Origin of the sequence: Aquimarina mytili, from assembly GCF_016735115.1 — a bacterium.
In the GTDB taxonomy this organism is placed as follows: Bacteria; Bacteroidota; Bacteroidia; order Flavobacteriales; family Flavobacteriaceae; genus Aquimarina; species Aquimarina mytili.
This window is the reverse complement of sequence record NZ_JAERQJ010000008.1, coordinates 200,438-220,616: the sequence shown is the minus strand read 5'-3', so window position 1 is coordinate 220,616 and position 20,179 is coordinate 200,438. Positions and strand designations below refer to the sequence as shown.

16 protein-coding genes are annotated in these 20,179 nt (G+C 33.7%); 6 read left to right on the top strand and 10 right to left on the bottom strand.

Features of this window, described 5'->3' with window-relative positions; all coding sequences use genetic code 11:
- The 3 genes from JJQ60_RS18025 to JJQ60_RS18015 all read right to left on the bottom strand — a co-directional run bounded on the left by JJQ60_RS18025 (position 1) and on the right by JJQ60_RS18015 (position 7,702).
- A complete protein-coding gene (locus JJQ60_RS18025; RefSeq protein WP_201923531.1) occupies positions 1–2,736 on the bottom strand; it encodes a PD-(D/E)XK nuclease family protein in 2,736 nt (911 codons plus the stop codon).
- Between the two features lie 127 nt (positions 2,737–2,863).
- Complete coding sequence (locus JJQ60_RS18020) at positions 2,864–4,261, bottom strand: OmpA family protein (protein ID WP_201923530.1); 1,398 nt, start codon at positions 4,259–4,261, stop codon at positions 2,864–2,866.
- A 285-nt stretch (positions 4,262–4,546) separates the two neighbouring features.
- On the bottom strand, positions 4,547–7,702 hold the full coding sequence (locus JJQ60_RS18015; RefSeq protein WP_201923527.1) for a UvrD-helicase domain-containing protein: 3,156 nt from the start codon (positions 7,700–7,702) through the stop codon (positions 4,547–4,549).
- A gap of 192 nt (positions 7,703–7,894) precedes the next feature.
- On the opposite strand from JJQ60_RS18015, the gene JJQ60_RS18010 reads away from it, so the two are divergent.
- Positions 7,895–8,503 (top strand): superoxide dismutase, encoded by a 609-nt coding sequence (locus JJQ60_RS18010; protein WP_201923525.1) that lies wholly within the window; start codon positions 7,895–7,897, stop codon positions 8,501–8,503.
- Positions 8,504–8,773: 270 nt separating this feature from the next.
- On the opposite strand, the gene JJQ60_RS18005 is transcribed toward JJQ60_RS18010, so the two are convergent.
- From JJQ60_RS18005 to purN, 4 genes are all read right to left on the bottom strand, one after another.
- Complete coding sequence (locus JJQ60_RS18005) at positions 8,774–10,672, bottom strand: amidophosphoribosyltransferase (RefSeq protein WP_201923522.1); 1,899 nt, start codon at positions 10,670–10,672, stop codon at positions 8,774–8,776.
- A 93-nt stretch (positions 10,673–10,765) separates the two neighbouring features.
- Positions 10,766–11,695: a PfkB family carbohydrate kinase gene (locus JJQ60_RS18000; protein WP_201923520.1), complete on the bottom strand. Its 930-nt coding sequence runs from the start codon at positions 11,693–11,695 to the stop codon at positions 10,766–10,768.
- A gap of 91 nt (positions 11,696–11,786) precedes the next feature.
- Positions 11,787–12,422: a ribonuclease H1 domain-containing protein gene (locus JJQ60_RS17995; protein WP_201923518.1), complete on the bottom strand. Its 636-nt coding sequence runs from the start codon at positions 12,420–12,422 to the stop codon at positions 11,787–11,789.
- A 188-nt stretch (positions 12,423–12,610) separates the two neighbouring features.
- Positions 12,611–13,189, bottom strand: a complete 579-nt coding sequence (gene purN / locus JJQ60_RS17990; RefSeq protein WP_201923516.1) for a phosphoribosylglycinamide formyltransferase — start codon at positions 13,187–13,189, stop codon at positions 12,611–12,613.
- A gap of 183 nt (positions 13,190–13,372) precedes the next feature.
- Between purN and JJQ60_RS17985 the strand changes: the two genes are divergently transcribed.
- The 5 genes from JJQ60_RS17985 (at position 13,373) to pyk (ending at position 17,710) form a co-directional block, all read left to right on the top strand.
- Entirely contained in the window at positions 13,373–13,606 is a 234-nt protein-coding gene (locus JJQ60_RS17985) for an acyl carrier protein (protein ID WP_024768509.1), read from the top strand.
- A 17-nt stretch (positions 13,607–13,623) separates the two neighbouring features.
- Positions 13,624–14,877, top strand: a complete 1,254-nt coding sequence (gene fabF, locus JJQ60_RS17980; RefSeq protein ID WP_201923514.1) for a beta-ketoacyl-ACP synthase II — start codon at positions 13,624–13,626, stop codon at positions 14,875–14,877.
- Positions 14,877–15,620, top strand: coding sequence for a ribonuclease III (gene rnc, locus JJQ60_RS17975; protein WP_201923512.1), 744 nt, complete (start codon positions 14,877–14,879; stop codon positions 15,618–15,620). The genes fabF and rnc overlap by 1 nt, the downstream gene beginning before the upstream one ends.
- 171 nt (positions 15,621–15,791) lie before the next feature.
- A complete protein-coding gene (locus JJQ60_RS17970; RefSeq protein WP_201923510.1) occupies positions 15,792–16,283 on the top strand; it encodes an IPExxxVDY family protein in 492 nt (163 codons plus the stop codon).
- On the top strand, positions 16,283–17,710 hold the full coding sequence (gene pyk / locus JJQ60_RS17965) for a pyruvate kinase (protein ID WP_201923509.1): 1,428 nt from the start codon (positions 16,283–16,285) through the stop codon (positions 17,708–17,710). The genes JJQ60_RS17970 and pyk overlap by 1 nt, the downstream gene beginning before the upstream one ends.
- A gap of 49 nt (positions 17,711–17,759) precedes the next feature.
- Here the strand turns inward: pyk and JJQ60_RS17960 are convergent, their stop codons facing one another.
- Genes JJQ60_RS17960 through JJQ60_RS17950 form a run of 3 tightly spaced genes read right to left on the bottom strand, consistent with a single transcriptional unit; the run spans position 17,760 to position 20,077 of the window.
- On the bottom strand, positions 17,760–18,173 hold the full coding sequence (locus tag JJQ60_RS17960; protein ID WP_201923508.1) for a response regulator: 414 nt from the start codon (positions 18,171–18,173) through the stop codon (positions 17,760–17,762).
- A 22-nt stretch (positions 18,174–18,195) separates the two neighbouring features.
- Positions 18,196–19,647: a sensor histidine kinase gene (locus JJQ60_RS17955; protein ID WP_201923507.1), complete on the bottom strand. Its 1,452-nt coding sequence runs from the start codon at positions 19,645–19,647 to the stop codon at positions 18,196–18,198.
- A gap of 34 nt (positions 19,648–19,681) precedes the next feature.
- Positions 19,682–20,077: a DUF2721 domain-containing protein gene (locus JJQ60_RS17950; protein WP_201923506.1), complete on the bottom strand. Its 396-nt coding sequence runs from the start codon at positions 20,075–20,077 to the stop codon at positions 19,682–19,684.
- Positions 20,078–20,179 lie beyond the last annotated feature (102 nt).

Below are 20,179 nucleotides of genomic sequence, written 5' to 3'. Positions count from 1 at the left end.
TTATACTTCTTTTTCGGTAAATGGAATTTGGATGGCATAGATCTCAAGAATCAACTTTTTTAATTGCAAAAGATATTCATCAAATACTTCTTTGGTTATCTCGTGATTTGCCTTACCCCTTATAGATTCTTTTGTTCCGAATTTAATAAATCCTTCTTTGAGGTTTTTAAACGAAATTATACCTGCTTGAATGGACTCTGAAGTCTTACTTTGAGTATACTGCATATAGGCATATGCTAATACCTGAATAACTTTGCTGTATTTGTAATCTTCAGTAATAGTATCCCAATCCATTAAGACCACATCGTTTCTGGATACTCTTCCGGTTTTATAATCAATAATTCTTAATTGACCATCTAATTGGTCAATGCGATCAACTTTTCCTTTGATATAAACAGGAAAGTCCAACTCAGAAATCTGTATTTGAGCTTTAAGGTTGCTTTCTATAGCTAAAATCTTTAGCTGTGCACCGGTACTCAATAATTTTAGTTCAGATTTTAGAAAATTTTGGATGTACCTTTTAGCCACCTCAAAAATCAAAAGGTTTTTTCCTTGTGTAATATCAAGTTCTGAGTATTCCTTTTTAAATTGATATTTAATCTCTGATTCTACTTGATGTTGCATTTTTTTAATTGCATCGACGGTAAGAAAAGTATTTTCTAGTGGTGTATAGAAGGTTTCTAGTGCATTATGAATTACCGTTCCTAGTGTATTGGCCGCAATGGTTTCTTCTACTTCATCGGTTTCCTTAATTCCTAAAATGTAATTATAGTAGAAATCAATTGGGTTTCTTATATAGCGAGTCAATGCAGATGGAGATAATCCATGAGCTCCCAGCTCTTTTAGCTTTGATAAAATAGCTTCATTTTTTTTGACTTGAACAAGTTTGTTGGATAACCGAGGCACTTCAGTAGAAACCGTATATTTTTCTATAATATGATTAGGTCTTTTATCAATATCTAGCTGAAGTAGAAATCTACTTTTTTCTCCTCCTCCTACACCTTCGTTTTCAGTATTGTACACAAGATAGATTTGTTTTGCTCTTTGTATTAACCGATAAAAGTGATAGGTGTAAATAGCGTCTTTTTCTTTATAAGTGGGTAGGTTGTATGCCCTTTTTAGATCATAAGGGATAAAAGAATTTATGCTTTTTCCCGATGGTAACACTCCTTCGTTAACAGATGAGATAATTACGGTTTCAAAATCTAAACACCTGGATTCTAACATTCCCATAAGTTGTAATCCTCTAAAAGGTTCTCCAGAAAAATCTAAAGTCTCTGTTGTCAAAATATCTTTATATAGGCTATGTAATGTTGCTATAGTACTTAAATATTTATACGTGGTGTGTAGGGTAATAAGTTTGTTAAAAACAACATGAAAATGATATGCGTATTCTAGTTCTAATGCGTCTTTTTCTTTGTCTAGGCTTTGTTTTAGTAATTGTATTATTTTTTTGCAGTTGTTTAATGCTTTGGTGGTTTCTGTCCAAGATTCAAATATGAGTTTAAGAATTTCCTTTTCTTTCTCGTTGGCATGTTCTTGTAGTTTTTCTAAAGTCAAAAAGACTCTATTTTCTCTGGAAATTATGGCAATTATTTTTGTTGAAGTATGGCCAAGTAATCTATAAGAAGGAAGGCTGTTTAATATTTCTAATACCGATTTATAATACAACCCTTTTGGGTTTGGGTTTTTATGAAGATTAAATAGTAACTCGAAAAATGAGGATAGGGGTACTTCTTTTAGTGGTAACCCCATAGTAATGTTTAAAGAGTCTACGGTATCAGGCAGCGAATTTAGTACAGGTTGTAATAATGCCTCATCGGCGAGTACTAAAGCCGTTTTTTCCATTTCTGTTTGAGGAATGGATTTTAGGATTTTGCCTATAAACTTGGCCTGTCCCACATTTTTAGGAACTCCTATATGCTTTATGTTTTTTTGATCAGAAAAATTGTTTTTAATCCATTGAAATGGCTTGGTTTTATAATATTCCCATTGATTTTTGTAGGTTCTCAAGAATAATGATGCTTCATGATAGGTGTTTTCGATAAAGAATTGATCTGCATCCCAAAAAACTTCACCTATACCAGCTTTTAAAAGAGATTGAAAAATATATTGTTCGGCATTATTTAAGGCATTAAAACCCACTAAAACATGTTTCCGTTTTTCTGTTTGAATATAGGACTGAATATCGTCTGCCGCTTTCCGGTACAGTAATCCTTGATAACCTATTTTTTTCTTTAAAAGGTGGCTTTTAAAATTATTATAATATTCCAGTAGGCTTTCCCAGAATGTAATATAATTTTTGACTAATTCTGTTTTCTCTTTTTGTAAATACCAATGATTTAAATCTTGTATGCCTGATAGATATGCAAAAAATGATTTATGATCTATACAGTACCTATCGATCTCATTAAAATCATAAATCAGGGTTTGAGCCCAATTACTAAATGTCTCAAAATTTTCTTTTTCTAAATGAGGGTAAGTGTTTAGATAAGTTTCATAAAACTCGAACAGCGTTTGTATATTGTCTATTTGTTGTAATCCGGATATTGTAGTAATAAATTCTTCTATGCTAAGAATTTCGGGCACAAAAAATGTTTGATTAGGATAGATTTCTAAAAGCTCTTTTTTAAGAAAAAGCCCAGCTCTTTTGCTAGGAACCAGAAAAATTAGATCGCTAATGTTTTCTGCTCTATCGCGTAATTCAATTAATACCTCTTTTAGAAAAGTTTTCAAGTGTTTTAAATCTAATACATCACTAAGGTTTAAAAATACCGTTTTTAATGATTGTTTTACTTTCTAAAAATAAAAAACGTCCCGAGAATCTCGGGACGTTTTTACTATTTATTGTTGAGAGACGTTCTTATTCTTTCACTAAGTTAATCTCTACACGTCTGTTTTTAGCTCTACCAGCTCTAGTTTTGTTAGTAGCGATAGGTCTATCTTCTCCGTAACCAACAGCAGATAATCTAAATTGATCTACTCCGTTTTCTGTTAGGTAATTCTTAACAGCGTTAGCTCTAGAGTCAGATAATCTCTGGTTAAGTTTGTTACTACCAGCACTATCAGTATGACCTTCTACAGTAAACTTAGCAGTTGGGTACTCTTTTAAGATAGCGATGATATCCTGAAGAACTTTGTTAGATGCTTCTTTGATACTAGATTTACCAGAATCAAATAATACTTGAGCAGCATACTCGTTAAGAGTCTTTTGTACTTCTTCAGTTACTTCTGGACAACCATTGTTTGCAACAGTACCAGCAACATCAGGACAGTTATCATCTTTGTCTAATACACCGTCACCATCTTTATCTTGGTAAGGACATCCATTATTTTCAGCAGGACCTGCTTCATTTGGACATTCGTCTTTAGCGTCAGTGATTCCGTCACCGTCAGCATCAGGACAACCGTTAAGTGCAGGTAATCCAGCTACAGTAGGACACTCATCTTTAGGATCAGCAACACCGTCACCGTCAGTATCAGGACATCCGTTAAATTCTGCAAGACCAGCAGTATCAGGACAGTCATCTTTAGCATCAGTAATTCCATCACCATCAGTATCAGGACAACCGTTGAATTCTTTTAAACCAGGAACATCTGGACACTCATCGTCTTTGTCATATATACCATCACCATCTGTATCTTTACCTCCGAAAGCGAAAGTAAGTCCAGCTGAATGTTGGAAATGAGTAGGAGGGTAGTTGCTTACTTCGTAATCTTCGAATACATGCTTGTATGTTGTTTGAACATTAAGAGCAAGGTTTTCAGTAAACCAGTATTTAAGACCAAGAGCACCGTTTAGTGTTCCAGCTCCTACTTCATCAAGCCAAGTATATCCACCACCAATACCTAAAGATGGGTCAAGCTTACCTGACTTCAAAATGTTTTTAAAGCTATAGCTAATTAAACCATCTGCAGCATAGTAAGATAAGTCGTCTACGTTAACTTGAGTTCCATCAGGAAGCTCTCCTGCGTTCTCTATTTTGTTAACCGACCCAGAAACTGTAAAAGAAAATCCATCTCCAATATATCTACCTACAGATAATTGAGAAACTGATGGAAGAATGTTCCAGTGGTCATTAGCATTAAAAAATTCGTCGAAAATTTCACCCTGGTTAATAAGGTCTCCCCCAGTAGGGAAGATGTCAACGGCATTGATGCCGATAGAAACCGCCCAAGGATTGTTTTCATCTTGTGCATTCGCTGTACTAAGCCCTAGTACTAATAACGAAACCGCTAAAAATCTGCTAAGATGTTTCATATTCAATAATTTAATTTTTAAGTGTTAATTAGAGCAAATGTAATATGTTAAACATAACTGTCAAAGATAAATCTAATAAATTTTTCTTAACAAGCCAGTAAATATCGCTGTTTTCAGGGGTCTGACAAATTTTTCTTACAATTTTTTTCGCCCTTAAAAAGTGAAAATTTTAACGGTTTTGTTTAAAATTTATACTATTTATCTCAATAATTATGGTACAATTATAAGATAAAAATACCTTTTATCCTTAAATTTCTTTTAGTAATTATGAAAATGACATCTAATTTATACGTAATTTAAAGTGATTTTGTCATTAAAATATAGGAGTATTTTGTTTTCTACCTGATGTCCCATGTCTTTTAGAACTCTCGCATATTGTTCTATTTGAGCAGTGTGTGATGTACTACTACTACCTGTTTTATAGTCTATTATAGTGGTGCGATTGTCTTTGGAGATTACTATTCTATCGGGTCTAATTAATTTTCCATTTACAATAATGTCCCGTTCGTTATATACGGTATTTTCTACAGAAAAATATTGAGATAATTTTGGGTGCTCGACAAGTTTGATGATGTCGTTAAGAAGTATATTTTTTTCTGAGCTGGTGATTTCACCTTTATTATAAGCTTCTTCTATAACTGTGTGTACATCTTCATGAGTATATATAGAAGCCATAAGGTTATGCATTATATTTCCTTTTTCTATAGCATCTTTTTGTGTAGTATCCCATAACCTTCCAGAATTGGTTATGATATGAATATTGTATCTTCTTGATGAATCGTCAAACTGTTTAAGTTGAATTACATTGTTTCTAGTTGATGTATCCGATCTTATGATTTCTGGTTTTAAATCTTTGCCAAATGTATATTCAAGCTTTTCGGGATTCCAGTGACCTATATGTTCTAGATAGTTAATTAGTTTTCCTGAAAATTTATTCGGATTGACCGCACCTTTTGATGTTAATTCTAATTTGGATATAACGTATAATTGTTCGACAGCCCTCGTTAAAGCTACGTAAAGTAGATTAAATTTATCGAGTTCTAATTGGGCCTGCCTTTTTAGTACAATGTCATTGGCTTCTTTTCCGTAGTCAGATATCGCTTTAGAATAGTTTACAAAAACCTCATCAAATCCATTAAAACTTTCTTTATTTACAGGTAACCATGTTTTGGGTTCTATTTCTTCGTAGAGATCAATATTGGCATACGGATAAATTACACAAGGGAATTCTAGACCTTTAGCTTTGTGTATTGTAATAATCTGAATTGCTCCCTCTGCAGAAGGAGCTACAATACTTAACTTGTCTTTTTTGGTCTCCCAATACGAAAGAAATCCTAATATCCCTCCAGTGTGTTTTTGTGTATAGCCAAAGATTTCATCCAAAAAAAACTGAATGTACGCTGGTGCTTGATTAGCGAGTTTAAAACTACTAACAATATATTCTACCGCATCATAAAGTGGCTTTGTCGCCAGAAGATTGAGGTTAAAGTCAATATCGAAGTTCTTTAGCTCTAACGAAAAAGTTTTCTGGTCTGCAAATATCATTTTTTGTAAAAATGAATGTTGTTCAGAAATAGAAAATTGATCTACCAGAAAATGTAACATATTTGTTTTTGCCAGCAGATTATTTGGCTGTGCATACCATGTGATTAAATCTATGATGAAAACAACTTCAGGAGCTTTATTAATTAAAAGCGTTTCTGAAGAAATTATAGACAATCCTTTTTCACTTAGAAAATCTGCAATTACGGCACCTTCTTTTTGTTTTCTTACCAGAATACAAATTTCGTTAAGTAGATATCCCTTTTCTGTAAGAGCAATTATGTATTCATAAACTTTGTGGGGATAAATCTCATGTTCCTCGGCTACATTTTTAGCAGTAATAAACGAGATGTTTACATACCCATCTTTTTTTGAGTTTACTTCTTGTTTGTTTCCTAAACGATAGAGTTCTTGATGTTTTTGATTACTAAAATCATTGGCTAAAAAAGTAAAAAGATCATTATTGAACTGCACTATTTCTTCATGACTTCGATAATTTCTCGGCAGATTAAGCACTTCTTTTTGCTTCACCGAAAAAGGGTTGTGATCCAAAGAAAGATTAATGAATTGTTCTGCTTTTCCTCCTCGCCATCTATAAATTGCCTGTTTTGCATCTCCAACAATGGTGAGTTTTCCTCTTTTGCCAGTTAGCGTTTCCGTGGCTATTGCATTATCAATTAATGGAACTAGGTTTTTCCATTGCAGTTCAGAAGTGTCCTGAAATTCGTCGATAAAATAATCTCTGTACCGCTCTCCTAACCGTTCATATATAAAAGGTGCTGGTTGATCTTGAATAGCATTGCTGATAATGGTATTAAATTCGGATATTAATAAAATTCTTCTTTCCTTCTTAATATCTATTAGTTCTTTATTAATAGCATTAAGTATTGAGAGAGGTGTTAGGTTTTTTATTATATTTTGAAAAAATTGTATTTGTATTAATTCTTTTTTGGTACTTAAAAAGGCTTCTTCTATAGATGGTCTAATGTCTTCAATTATGTCCTTTTTATGATCCTCTAATGTTTTGTTGTAAAAAGCCGTGGTCTCTATTTCTTGCATCCATTTTGCTCTACTGAAGTCAATTTTGGATTCTCCGGTTGTTAACTTTTTAAAATGCTTGGTAATATAGCCTCCTTTAAAATCGCTATCGTCAAGACCTTTGTTATCAATTAGTTCAAGAATAGCTTTTGATCTTGACATAATTGTTATTTTATTTTGAGTGATTTTTTGCGAAATGGTAAGGTGTAGTTGCTTAAAGTCTTTTATGCTTCTATCTGATAGCTTATTGATCTGCTCTCTGTCATTTTCACTAAATAAAAGTTTTGCGACCTTATTAAGTTCTATGGTTACATCCCAGCTCTTATCTTCTTCTAGCTTACTAATTGCAAAATCGATAATGAGATTAGTAAGCTCTTCATCCAAACCAATTTTAGCCACCACAGCATCAACAGCTTCCTGTATTAATACTTCGGTATCCATTTCTATCTCAAAATTTACAGGAATTCCTAAATCATGGGCAAATGTTCTAATCACTCGATGTGTTAAGGTATCGATGGTAACAATATCAAATGCGGCATAATTATGTAAAACAGCATTTAGAATTCGTCGAGCCTTTAGTTTTAGCTTTGCCTCGGGTATTTTAGTCTCTTCAATTAATTCGTCTAGTATGTCTTGATATTTTAACGGAGTATTTGATGCACAAATGAAAACAAGGTTTTCTATTACTCTTGTTTTCATTTCGGCCACAGCTTTATTGGTAAAGGTTATGGCTAAAATATTTTTATAGCTGTCTTTAAATTCGGCCTCTAATAGGGTGATCAGGTATGCTTTTACAAGGGTGTATGTTTTTCCGGCTCCGGCGGCAGCATTGTATATAGTAAAAGCAGTATTGGCGTTCAAGTTCTTTTTTTTACTAAAATACTAAAAGCTGGCATTTTTAAGATACCTGTATATATAAATAAGGTAGGGAATAGAATATTTCAATAGTGATCTTGTTTTAATTAATTTATAACAATTATAAATTTTTATTCATCACTCTAATTGTTAAATTTGGTGTCATTTTCATTTTTTATTAATCAAATAAAGTAACATATGTCATTCGAATTACCAAAATTAAACTACGCTTTTGATGCGTTAGAACCTCATATAGATGCTCGCACCATGGAAATTCATCATGATAAACATCATGCTGGTTATACCAATAAACTAAATGCGGCTATAAACGGGACTGACCTAGAAGGCAAAACAATAGAAAACATTCTTATTAATCTTGATATGTCTAATACGGCCGTAAGAAATAATGGAGGTGGTTATTATAATCATAATTTGTTTTGGGAGGTTATGTCTCCTAATGGAGGTGGCAAACCTACAGGAGAGCTAGGAGACGCTATTAATGCTGCTTATGGTTCTTTTGATGCATTTAAAGAAGCTTTCTCTAGTGCGGCAGGAACAAGGTTCGGTTCTGGATGGGCATGGTTGTGTGTGCATCAGGGAGGAAAAGTAGAGGTTTGTTCTACACCCAACCAAGATAACCCACTAATGCCAAAGACAGGCTGCGGAGGAACTCCTATTTTAGCGTTAGACGTATGGGAGCACGCGTACTATTTAAACTATCAGAATCGTCGTCCGGATTATGTTGCAGCTTTCTTTAATGTAATTGATTGGAACGAAGTATCAAGCCGATACGCACAAGGAAAGTAAGCTATAGAATATACTTTCTTAAAAAAATAAAAGAGTCGCAAATAGCGACTCTTTTTTATATGTATATATTACGAATGTTTTAAAAATAAAAAAAGGTGGAAAGTCCACCTTTTTTTGCCCCAAATCTACCATGAACTTAACCTACTTATGCTATGGCTCTGCTAATATAAAGCGTTATTTCATTGTGAAAAAATGTTTTAGATGAACGGTCAAAATAATTGTTGAACTACACAAATTAACCTTTTTTAACAGCAAAATTTTTCCGCTTTTTTAGTATGCTCTTTCGTTTTTACCTTCAAAGAAGTTGATAAACGCTTTATTTACAACTCTGTTTCCTCCAGCAGTAGGGTAATCCCCTGTAAAATACCAATCTCCAAGGTTCTTAGGGCAGGCCTGGTGTAGGTTTTCTACGGTTTGATATATAATTTTTACCTCAGCTTTTACCGTTTTATCACTTAATAATTCAGCGATTTTATCACTTATTTCCTGGTCGCTAAAGCCGGCATAAATTTCTTTTACAAAGTTTTGTACTTCGGCATCAGCAATATTCTCTTGTGCTTTACATTTTTCATAAACCTGCTCAACCAAATCATAGTTTCCGTTTTCTTTCAAAAGTTCTAAAGCAGCTTTAAAAGCAACTAAACCTTCTAATCGGGCCATATCGATACCGTAACAATCAGGATATCGTATTTGTGGAGCTGAAGACACAATAACAATCTTTTTAGGTGTAAGTCTATCCATCATTTTGATGATACTCTTTTTTAAGGTAGTACCTCTAACAATACTATCATCAATAATAACGAGATTGTCTTCTGGTTTTACCACCCCATAAGTAACATCATAAACATGAGCAACCAAATCATCTCTACTACTGTCTTCAGTAATAAAAGTACGTAGCTTTGCATCTTTAATCGCAATTTTTTCAGTTCTTAATCTATAGGAAAGAATTTCTGAAAGACGTTCATCAGTTAAGCTTTCTTTTTCAGAAAGTATGGTTTCATTTTTTTGTTTGTTAAGCTCATCTTGAGCAGCTTCTACCATACCATAGAATGAGGTTTCTGCAGTATTTGGAATAAAAGAAAAAACGGTGTTCATGGCATCACGATTAATTTCTTCTAAAACCTGTGGCATTAGTAATCTACCTAAATTTTTTCTCTCTTCATAAATTTCTGCATCACTTCCTCTAGAAAAATATATCCTTTCAAAAGAACATGCTTTTCGCTCTAAGGGTTCTATGATTTTCTTTATAGAAGTCTCTCCGTTCTTTTTTACGATAATAGCTTTTCCGGGATCCAGCTCGATAACATCATCAAAAGGAACATTAAACACGGTTTGAATAACGGGTCTTTCTGATGCAACTACAACAACTTCATCATCTTTATAATAATATGCTGGTCTAATTCCTGCTGGGTCTCTCAATACAAAAGCGTCTCCATGTCCAAGCATACCTGCCATTGCATATCCACCATCCCAGTCTCGTGATGATTTTCTAAGGATTTTAGCAACATTAAGCCGTTCAACAATCTGCGGTGAGGCATCAATTTTATTAAACCCTTCTTTTTTCAGTTTTTTATACAGTTTTGCTACTTCAGAATCTAGGAAATGACCAATTTTTTCCATTACGGTAACTGTATCAACTTTATCTTTTGGATGCTGGCCTAATCGTACAAGATTGTCAAATAATACATCATTGTTGGTCATATTAAAATTACCCGCTACGATAAGATTACGATGCATCCAATTGTTTTGTCTTAAGAACGGGTGTACGCTTTCTACACTGTTTTTTCCGAATGTTCCATAACGCACATGGCCAAGAAGCACTTCTCCTATATACGGGATATTTTTTTTCTGAAGATCAACATCATCAGCATATTCTGGATGATTAACCAGCTCTTTGTTGATTCTGTCGTTAATTTGCGAGAATATATCTTGGATAGGTTGCGAGTCACTTGAGCGCACTCTGCTGATATATCGTTCTCCTGGGGGCGTGTCTAATTTAATGCTGGCAAAACCTGCTCCATCTTGCCCGCGATTGTGTTGTTTTTCCATCATTAGATACATTTTATTTACTCCATAAAATGCACTTCCGTATTTTTCTTTATAATACTCTAATGGTTTTAATAATCTAATAAATGCTATACCACATTCATGTTTTAAGGCATCACTCATTGTATTCCAAAAATTCTAAGTTCGTGTTGTTGTGTTGGGTAAACTATAATTAAAAAAGCCCTAAAACGTTATGTTTCAAGGCTAGATTTTATATTAAGACAATTCTATTTCAAATTGTGTCAATTCTTTAAACTGTTGAAGCCTCTTCTGTACTTCTTCCCTGCCGAGATTCTCCATGCGTTCTGTTCCGAACTTCTCTACACAAAAAGAAGCTAGATTTGAACCATGAATAATTGCATTTTTCATATTCTCAAAAGAAAGATCACCAGTCTTGGTCAAATAGCCGGCAAAACCTCCGGCAAAAGTATCTCCTGCACCTGTTGGGTCAAAAACTTCTTCTAATGGTAACGCCGGAGCAAAGAAAATTTGTCCATTATGAAACAATAATGCTCCGTGTTCTCCTTTTTTGATTACAACATATTTTGGTCCCATTTTTTCAATAGCTCTAGCTGCTTTTACTAATGAGTACTCTCCACTTAATTGTCGGGCCTCTTCATCATTAATAGTAATTACATCTACTTTAGCAATTACTTTACGAAGGTCTTCTATAAAAGCATCTTCCATCCAAAAATTCATGGTATCCAATATTGCCAATTTAGGTTTTGTAGACATTTGTTCTAAAACACTAAGTTGTACTAAAGGATGAAGATTACCAAGCATAACAATCTCTGCATCTTTATAATCATTAGGAACCACAGGATTAAAATTTGCTAATACATTAAGTTGCGTATCTAAGGTGTCTCTAGAGTTTAAGTCATTATGATATTTACCACTCCAGAAAAAAGTTTTCCCTCCTTCTACAATTTCTACTGCTGCCGTGTCAATATTTTTTTCTTGGAGCATTTTAAGGTAATCTTCTGGAAAATCATCTCCTACTACAGAAACAATTGAAGAAGAAATATTAAAATTTGCTGCTGAAAGACCAATATAAGTTGCTGCTCCACCTAATATTTTGTCTGTTTTTCCAAAAGGAGTTTCAATAGCATCAAAGGCTACAGTGCCTACAATAAGTAATTTACTCATAAAATAGCGTAATAATTTTTTTGCAAATATACGTTTTACTTTTAACTAGACCTGTCTGATTTTCAAAACCTGAGAGGTCTGAAAAGAAAAATTACTTTCTGCCAAAATCTGCGGGTATTTCTCCCCAGGCTTTGGTTTCCCATTTTACGATTTTGGTCGAGTAGGTATTTGTCTTAAGCCAGTCTATGGCGCGGTCTACTAATTCGAACATAGCTGCATTTTTGGCAGATCTTTTTAGTTTGGTCTTACAGGTTTTTTGTTTTACCCATCCTATCGCGATTTTAGAGTCTGAATAAATAATACGATCACTATTTTTCTTTTTGAGATATGCCAGGCCATGAACTAATGCTAAAAACTCTCCAATATTATTTGTGCCTTGGGCAAAGGGTCCTTGATGAAAAAGTTGTTTTTCGGTTTGTGTGTCAACGCCTCTATATTCCATTTTTCCAGGATTTCCGCTAGAGGCAGCATCTACAGCGATTGAATATAGGTTAGGCTCACCAATTTTTTTAAGTTGCTCGGCAGTAAGCGTTTTTTTTGGTTTACTCTTACCTTTATAATCTTCATAATCGCCATTATAGGCTTTTTTGGCCAATTCAAAAGAGTCAAAAGATTTATACTTTGCACCTGTATATCCATTAACAGCTGCTTTACAATCATTCCATTTGGTATAAATTCCTGGTCGGTGACCCTCCCAGACTACGTAAAACTTTTCTTTTTTAGCCATTCTTATTAATTGATTGTTTCTGGTTGATTGTTAATAGAAATTACGATGTTATATTTTGCGTTAAGGGTAGCAGTGGCATCCTTTTTATTAGGTAAGCTAAGGTTCTCGAAGCCTATCTAATAAAAAGATATAACGAATAACCTGCTCGAACGCCCTAACAAAAACTTTCCTACTCTTGTCTCAAATTCTCACATCTCATCTCTTAATCCCAATACCTTTTCTATAACGACTGGGAAATGTTTATATTCTAATTGATGCACGGCATTAGCAACATCTTCTGCAGAATGATCTTTGGTAACCGCTGTTTTAGCCTGAAAAATAATTGCACCTTCGTCATAATGTTCGTTTACATAATGAATAGTAATGCCGCTTTCTTTTTCTTTATTTCTCACGACTGCTTCATGAACATGGTGGCCATACATCCCTTTTCCTCCATATTTTGGTAATAATGCCGGATGAATATTTATTACTTTGTTAGGAAAGACATCAATAATTTTTTTTGGGAAGATCCATAAAAAGCCCGCAAGAACGATTAAATCTGGTTGCGCATCTTTTAAGACATTTAGAACGTCGTTGGTTTTATAAAATGACTCTTTGTCAAAGTGTAAAGCCTTTACTTTCAGGTTGTGAGCGCGTTTTAAAACTTTGGCACGCAGGTTGTTAGAGAACACATGTGTTACCTCGGCAACTTTGCGTTCTTGGAAGTACTTAATTATATTTTCGGCATTGGTACCAGAGCCGGAAGCAAAAATTATGATACGCTTCATAATAGAATAGAGTTGTTAATTAGAGAGCACAAAAAAAATAATTATTATTCGATTTTAGGCAGCAAAAAAGCCAATACTTCCCTATATTTGATAAAAACACAAATACATTTTAACGGGATTATGGGGTTTTAAAATAAAGTTTTTTATTTTTGCCTCCTAAATTAAAAATTAAAATTTAAAATTATGTCAGACATTGCATCAAGAGTAAAAGCGATAATCGTTGACAAATTAGGTGTAGACGAAAACGAGGTTGTAAACGAAGCTAGCTTCACAAACGACCTGGGAGCAGATTCGCTAGACACCGTAGAATTGATTATGGAATTCGAAAAAGAGTTCGATATTCAGATTCCAGATGATCAAGCTGAAAACATTGCAACAGTTGGTCAAGCAATATCTTATATTGAAGACGCAAAGTAATAACTTCACAACAAAGTATGAATCTTAAGCGAGTTGTAGTCACCGGACTAGGCGCATTAACGCCTATAGGTAACAATATTGATGAATATTGGAATGGATTAGTAAATGGTAAGAGTGGTTGCGCTCCTATCACTTATTTTGATACTGAGAATTTCAAGACTAAATTTGCTTGCGAAATCAAGAATTACATTTCTACAGACTATTTTGATAGAAAAGAAGCACGTAAACTCGATAAATTTGCGCAGTATGCTATTGTTTCTTCTGAAGAGGCAATTAAAGATGCTGCAATTGATCTTGAAAAGGTTGATAAATTTAGAGTTGGTGTAATCTGGGGAGCAGGTATTGGTGGATTAGAAACTTTTCAGGAAGAAGTAATTGGCTATGCCAACGGAAATGGAACCCCGCGTTTCAATCCATTCTTCATCCCAAAAATGATTGCCGATATTGCTCCAGGACATATTTCTATACGAAATGGTTTTATGGGCCCTAACTATACTACTGTTTCTGCTTGTGCCTCTTCGGCCAATGCAATGATAGATGCTTTAAACTATATTCGTTTAGGACATTGTGATATCATTGTAACTGGTGGAAGTGAAGCTGCAGTAACTATAGCTGGTATGGGAGGATTTAATGCCATGCATGCTTTATCTACAAGAAATGAAAGTCCAGAAACTGCCTCACGACCCTTTGATGCTACCAGAGATGGTTTTGTCCTTGGAGAAGGTGGTGGTGCTCTTATTCTTGAAGAGTATGAACATGCAAAAGCACGAGGCGCTAAAATCTATGCCGAAGTGGTTGGTGGCGGAATGTCTAGTGATGCATATCATATGACAGCGCCGCATCCAGATGGTATTGGTGTAGAACGTGTAATGCTTAATTGTTTAAGAGATGCAGGTGTAGAACCAGAACAAGTAGACGCTATAAACACTCACGGCACCTCCACACCTTTGGGAGATGTAGCAGAATTGAAAGCAATTACTAAGGTTTTTGGAGATCATGCACCGAACATCAACATTAATTCAACAAAATCTATGACAGGTCACTTACTTGGTGCTGCTGGTGCGATAGAAGCAATTGCCTCTATCTTAGCTATGCGACACAATACAGTGCCCCCGACAATCAATCACACTACTGTGGATGAAAATATAGATGCTTCGTTGAATTTGACCTTAAATAAAGCTCAAAAGCGCGATATTACTTATGCAATGAGTAATACTTTTGGTTTTGGAGGTCATAATGCTTGTGTATTATTCAAAAAATTAGACGAATAATGAATGTTATTCGAAACATATTAAATTCCCGCTCTGAAAAGGACGGGAATTTTTTTTCTAAAATTCAAAAAATTTTAGGGTTCAAGCCTAAAAATATTAAACCCTACGAGAAAGCATTTACGCACAGATCCCTTAATTTAAAAGATAAAAAAGGAAATGCAGTAAATTATGAAAGGTTAGAGTTTTTAGGAGATGCCATGCTTAGTAGTGTTATTGCTGCACATCTTTTTAAAGAAGTTCCAGAAGGAAATGAAGGATATCTGACCAAGATGAGAGCTAAAGTCGTGAGTAGAAAGCATCTTAATGAGCTTGGCAAAGACCTCAGACTAATTGAATTAGTAAGGACTAATATCCCTAAATCTCAATTTGGGATTAATATTCATGGAAACCTTTTTGAAGCACTAATAGGAGCGATATATCTAGATAGAGGTTTTATGTATTGCGAACGATTTATTCGCGAAGCTGTAATTGATCCTTATGTTGATATAGAAAGCCTTGAAGGACAAGTTATTAGCTACAAAAGTTTGCTAATAGAGTGGTGTCAAAAAGTGAAAAAGGTTTTTAACTACGAAATCTATGAGGATACGGGTAAAGATGAAATGAAACACTTTGCTGTAAAATTATGGATAGACGATAAAGTAGTCGCAAAGGCAAGAGCTACTTCTAAGAAAAAAGCAGAAGAAAAAGCTTCAAAAAGAGCGTACTTTGCTTTTCAATCCAAAATAAATACTCCCAAGGATTAGTTTTTTTCTACAAAAAGACTCAAAATATTTACTTCAATAAAAAACTATAAATTTTTATAGCTAAAAGATACTAACTCAATCGTTTTCGTGAAATATCTTTAGGTTTTATTAAAGTTGTTAGGTGATTTTATTTGTATATTTCGCGTTAATTCTGGGAAAAAAATTCTTAATGTGGCTATTCAGAAATTAGTTTTAGATACCCTTGATGATGATGATTATGAACTCATTGCCATTCATAGTTCAATAGCTTCGTATAGGTTAGCTTTTTTGCTTAACAAAAATTTGAATTTAAACCTTTTCAGAAAGAAAAAAGATATCAATTTTGAGTATGATGATATTACGGCAAGTTTTCCGCTGTATCAATATCATGATCATTTTCAATATAACACCTATAGTCTGTTAGGAAATAAATTTGGCACTAAAACGGTGCCTGAAAAACCTGTTTCTGAGGGATTATTTGTGAATACTGAAGATTCTTATACGGTAAAACACTTAATCCCTGAATTGAAAAAAGTGGATTATTTTTTAAAAATAGAGACAGAGGCATCAAATTTTTCAAGTAAGACATTACTAACCCAAATGCTTTCCATTTCTCAAATCATAACTGCATATTCTGTTGAATACGCAGTGTTAAAATCAAAGAACAACTTAATTTTTGAATAATGCCAAAACGTAAAAGAACCAAAATAGTTGCTACACTAGGCCCCGCAACAAGTAGCAAAGAAGTATTAAAGCAAATGCTTGATGCTGGTGTAAATGTGTTTAGAATAAACTTCTCTCATGCAGATTATAAAGACGTAGAAGAGCGTGTAAAAATCATTAGAGAACTTAGCGAAAAGCATGGATATAATGCGGCAATACTAGGAGATTTACAAGGGCCTAAATTAAGAGTGGGTGTTATGAAAGGAGATATTATCGTAAATGATGGCGATTTTATCAACTTTGTAACCGGAGAACCTTTTGAAGGAACTAAAGAGAAGGTGTACATGAACTATGAAAGCTTTCCAAAAGATGTTAAAGCAGGCGAGAGGATATTGCTGGATGATGGGAAGTTAATTTTTGAAGTTGTATCGTCAAACAATAAAGACACAGTTAAAGCTAAAGTAATCCAAGGAGGTCCTCTAAAGTCTAAAAAAGGAGTTAATCTGCCAAATACCAATATTTCATTACCGGCATTGACCGAAAAGGATATAAAAGATGCCATTTTTGCTTGTAAACAAGAGGTAGACTGGATTGCCTTATCTTTTGTACGTCATGCTCAGGATTTAATGGAGCTTCAGGATCTAATTAAAGAACATAGTGAGCACAAAATTCCTATTGTTGCCAAGATTGAAAAACCTGAAGGGGTAGAAAATATTGATAAAATTGTAGCGTATTGTGATGGGTTGATGGTAGCCAGAGGTGATTTAGGAGTAGAAATTCCTGCACAAGAAGTTCCTCTTATTCAGAAAAAATTAGTTCTTAGGGCTAAAACAGCGAGAATACCTGTTATTATCGCAACACAGATGATGGAAACGATGATTGATAGCCTTACACCAACAAGAGCAGAGGTAAATGATGTAGCTAATTCTGTTATGGACGGTGCAGATGCCGTAATGTTATCTGGTGAAACTTCTGTAGGTAAATATCCAGTGCAGGTTATTGAAACCATGTCAAAAATTATTAAAAGTGTTGAGAAATCAGAGTTAATTAATGTACCTCAGGATCCTCCACATATAAGAACCAATCGATTTATTACTAAATCTATTTGTTATCATGCCGCTCATATGGCTAATGATATTAATGCTAAGGCCATATGTACATTAACGAATAGTGGATATACGGCATTTCAAATTTCTGCATGGAGACCAGATGCGCACATTTTGGTGTTTACAAGTAATAAAAGAATCCTTTCTCAATTAAGCTTGCTTTGGGGGGTAAAAGCTTTTTATTATGATAAGTTTGTAAGCACAGATGAAACTGTAGAAGATATTAATGAAATTGCAATGAAGCGAGGGTTTGTTGGCCAGGGAGATATGCTAATTAATCTTGCTGCAATGCCAATTACAGCAAAAGGAATGGTAAATACTCTTCGAGTATCACAAATATAGTAGTGCATTGCAAAAGATATAAAGGACCTCTTATTTAAGAGGTCTTTTTTTATGTGCTTTGATTTAAAAATATCATCTCTAGATCTTCTATCGTAACAGGTTTTATAAGATAGTCTTTTACAGAGTTAATACTTCTAGCTCTTTCTTCGTCAATTGGGTTGATCGATGAGCTAACTACATATAGTGTAATTAGTTTCCCAAACTTATTTTTGATTTTGGTAAAATTCTCTAAGAACTCCCACCCATCCATTACGGGCATATTTAGGTCTAAAAAAATAATCTCTGGGATGGCATTTTTTTCTAAGTTGGTAAGTATTGCTTCAAAATAATTAAGTGCTTCTTTTCCATGCTTAAACACCATTAAATTTTGACAAAGGTTTTTTGTTTCAATAATCTTTTTTACAAGATTTACATACATGCTATCATCATCGATAATACATGCCAATCCAATTTTATGACTCATGTGCGGGGGATTTGTTTATTTTTTAAAACTCAATTGTAAATGTGGTTCCTTTATCTACTTCGCTTTCTACGGTAATTTTACCATTTAAAGACTCTACTTGATTTTTTGTCAAAAATAACCCTATGCCAACCGCGTCTTCATTGTAATGAAACGTTTTATACATTCCGAAGATCTTATCTTTAAATAATTTCATGTCAATTCCTCTTCCGTTATCAGAAACTATTAAATATTGATTACCATCTTTAACAGAGGTTTTTATCTGAATAACAGGATCTTTATCTGGGTGTTTATACTTAATGGCATTAGTAACTAAATTTAAGAGAATACTTTCTAGGTATGCCGGTATATAATTGATTTCGTCAAATTCTTTAAAATCGGTTTCGATTTTGGTTTTGCTCACAGAGATCATTTGTCCAATCCCATTGGTAACTAGACTTAAGGCATCTTTAAATTTTATTAGTTTTCTTTCTTGATGTCTATTGGTGTGAATCGTAACAATCTCATTAAGATGTTCTATCGTCATATTAAGGCTAGAAGATATTTGTTTGATTTCTTCTATTAATGCAATTTTTTCTTCGGGATTATCGATTCCTTCTATCAATTGAACTAATAAAGATAAATTACTGGTATGTGATCTTAAGTTATGAGATACAATATGAGCAAAATTGAATAGCCTTGAGTTTTGAGAGGCTATAATATCTAAAGACTTTTGAAGTTTTAATTCTTTTGTTTTTATATCATCTATATCCTGAAAAACTCCACGAATACCTATAATTTCTTTATTCTCATTATAAACAGGTTTACCAATCGCTCTAACCCAAATCACCCGATTATTTGCAGTAACCATTTTGATTTCAGTATTAAATGGAGCGCCAGTCATAGCACAGTTAAAAAAACAATCGGCAGCTTGTTGTCTGCAATCTTCTGTATAATATGTGGCAGAATTTTTTAATGAAGGAATGTAGTCATCAGGATATTCTAATATTCTTCTGGTCTCAAAATCCCAATAACTCTTTCTTTTCTGAAAATCTACATACCAGCTACCCGTTTCTGTCATTTGAGCAGTTTCTTTATAGTAAAAGTTATCTTTAGAGATATCTTGTTCGGGTTCTAATTTTATTTCGAAAAAAAAGATGAGATTAATATCAGATTTAATATTTACAGGCAATTCGTCGTTTGTAGCACATCTAAAAAGCTTATAATCGCCTTGTTTAGAAAGAATTTTTATATGTTGCTTAAAGTCTACAGAATTGCGCCTGTAATTAAGGAAGTTATCTCTAAATACATCTACATCATCTTTATGAAGCAGATGTTCTAAAAAATAATCAATAGTTGATTGTAGTTCTTCTTTAGTATATCCAATATTATCATAAAACTTTTGTGACCAAGTTTCTTTTTCTGGATTAGTACGCAACTCCCAATATCCTGCATTGAGATCTCGTATTACATTATCAAAAAGTTCATTCTGAAGCATTAAAAACCAATTATCCTAACAAGATAAGAATTTCCTAGTTATTTTCTTCAATTCTATCTAACCTGATTGATAGTGCTTTGGTAGAAATTTGAACTTCAACAAATGATAAAAAAAGTGAAATCATAAGACAAAATAAACTCACTCCAAATATGATATTAGCCCAATGATTTTGTTCTACATAAAGCAAAAACATGGTAACCACGCTCGTAAGAAAACTTAATATTGCTATAGCTTGCATGTTTCTAATCAACCATAATCTTTTTCTTAGGTTGGTAATTTGTAGCCTTATATTTTTAGATTTAGAATCCAAATATTCTTTATGTAGTTGTCTGATCAATGCCGCGATAGCCAGGTATCTTGCATTATAAGCCAGCATGGTCAATGAAATTGCAGGAAACAATAAAGCAGGAATACCCATGGTAAGTGTCATAATCAAATATTTTAAACTACTAATGTAACGTGAATAATGGATAAGAGCAAATACGTCTATTAGAGCAGTTTTTGGAAAAAAAATGTATCAATACGAATCTGT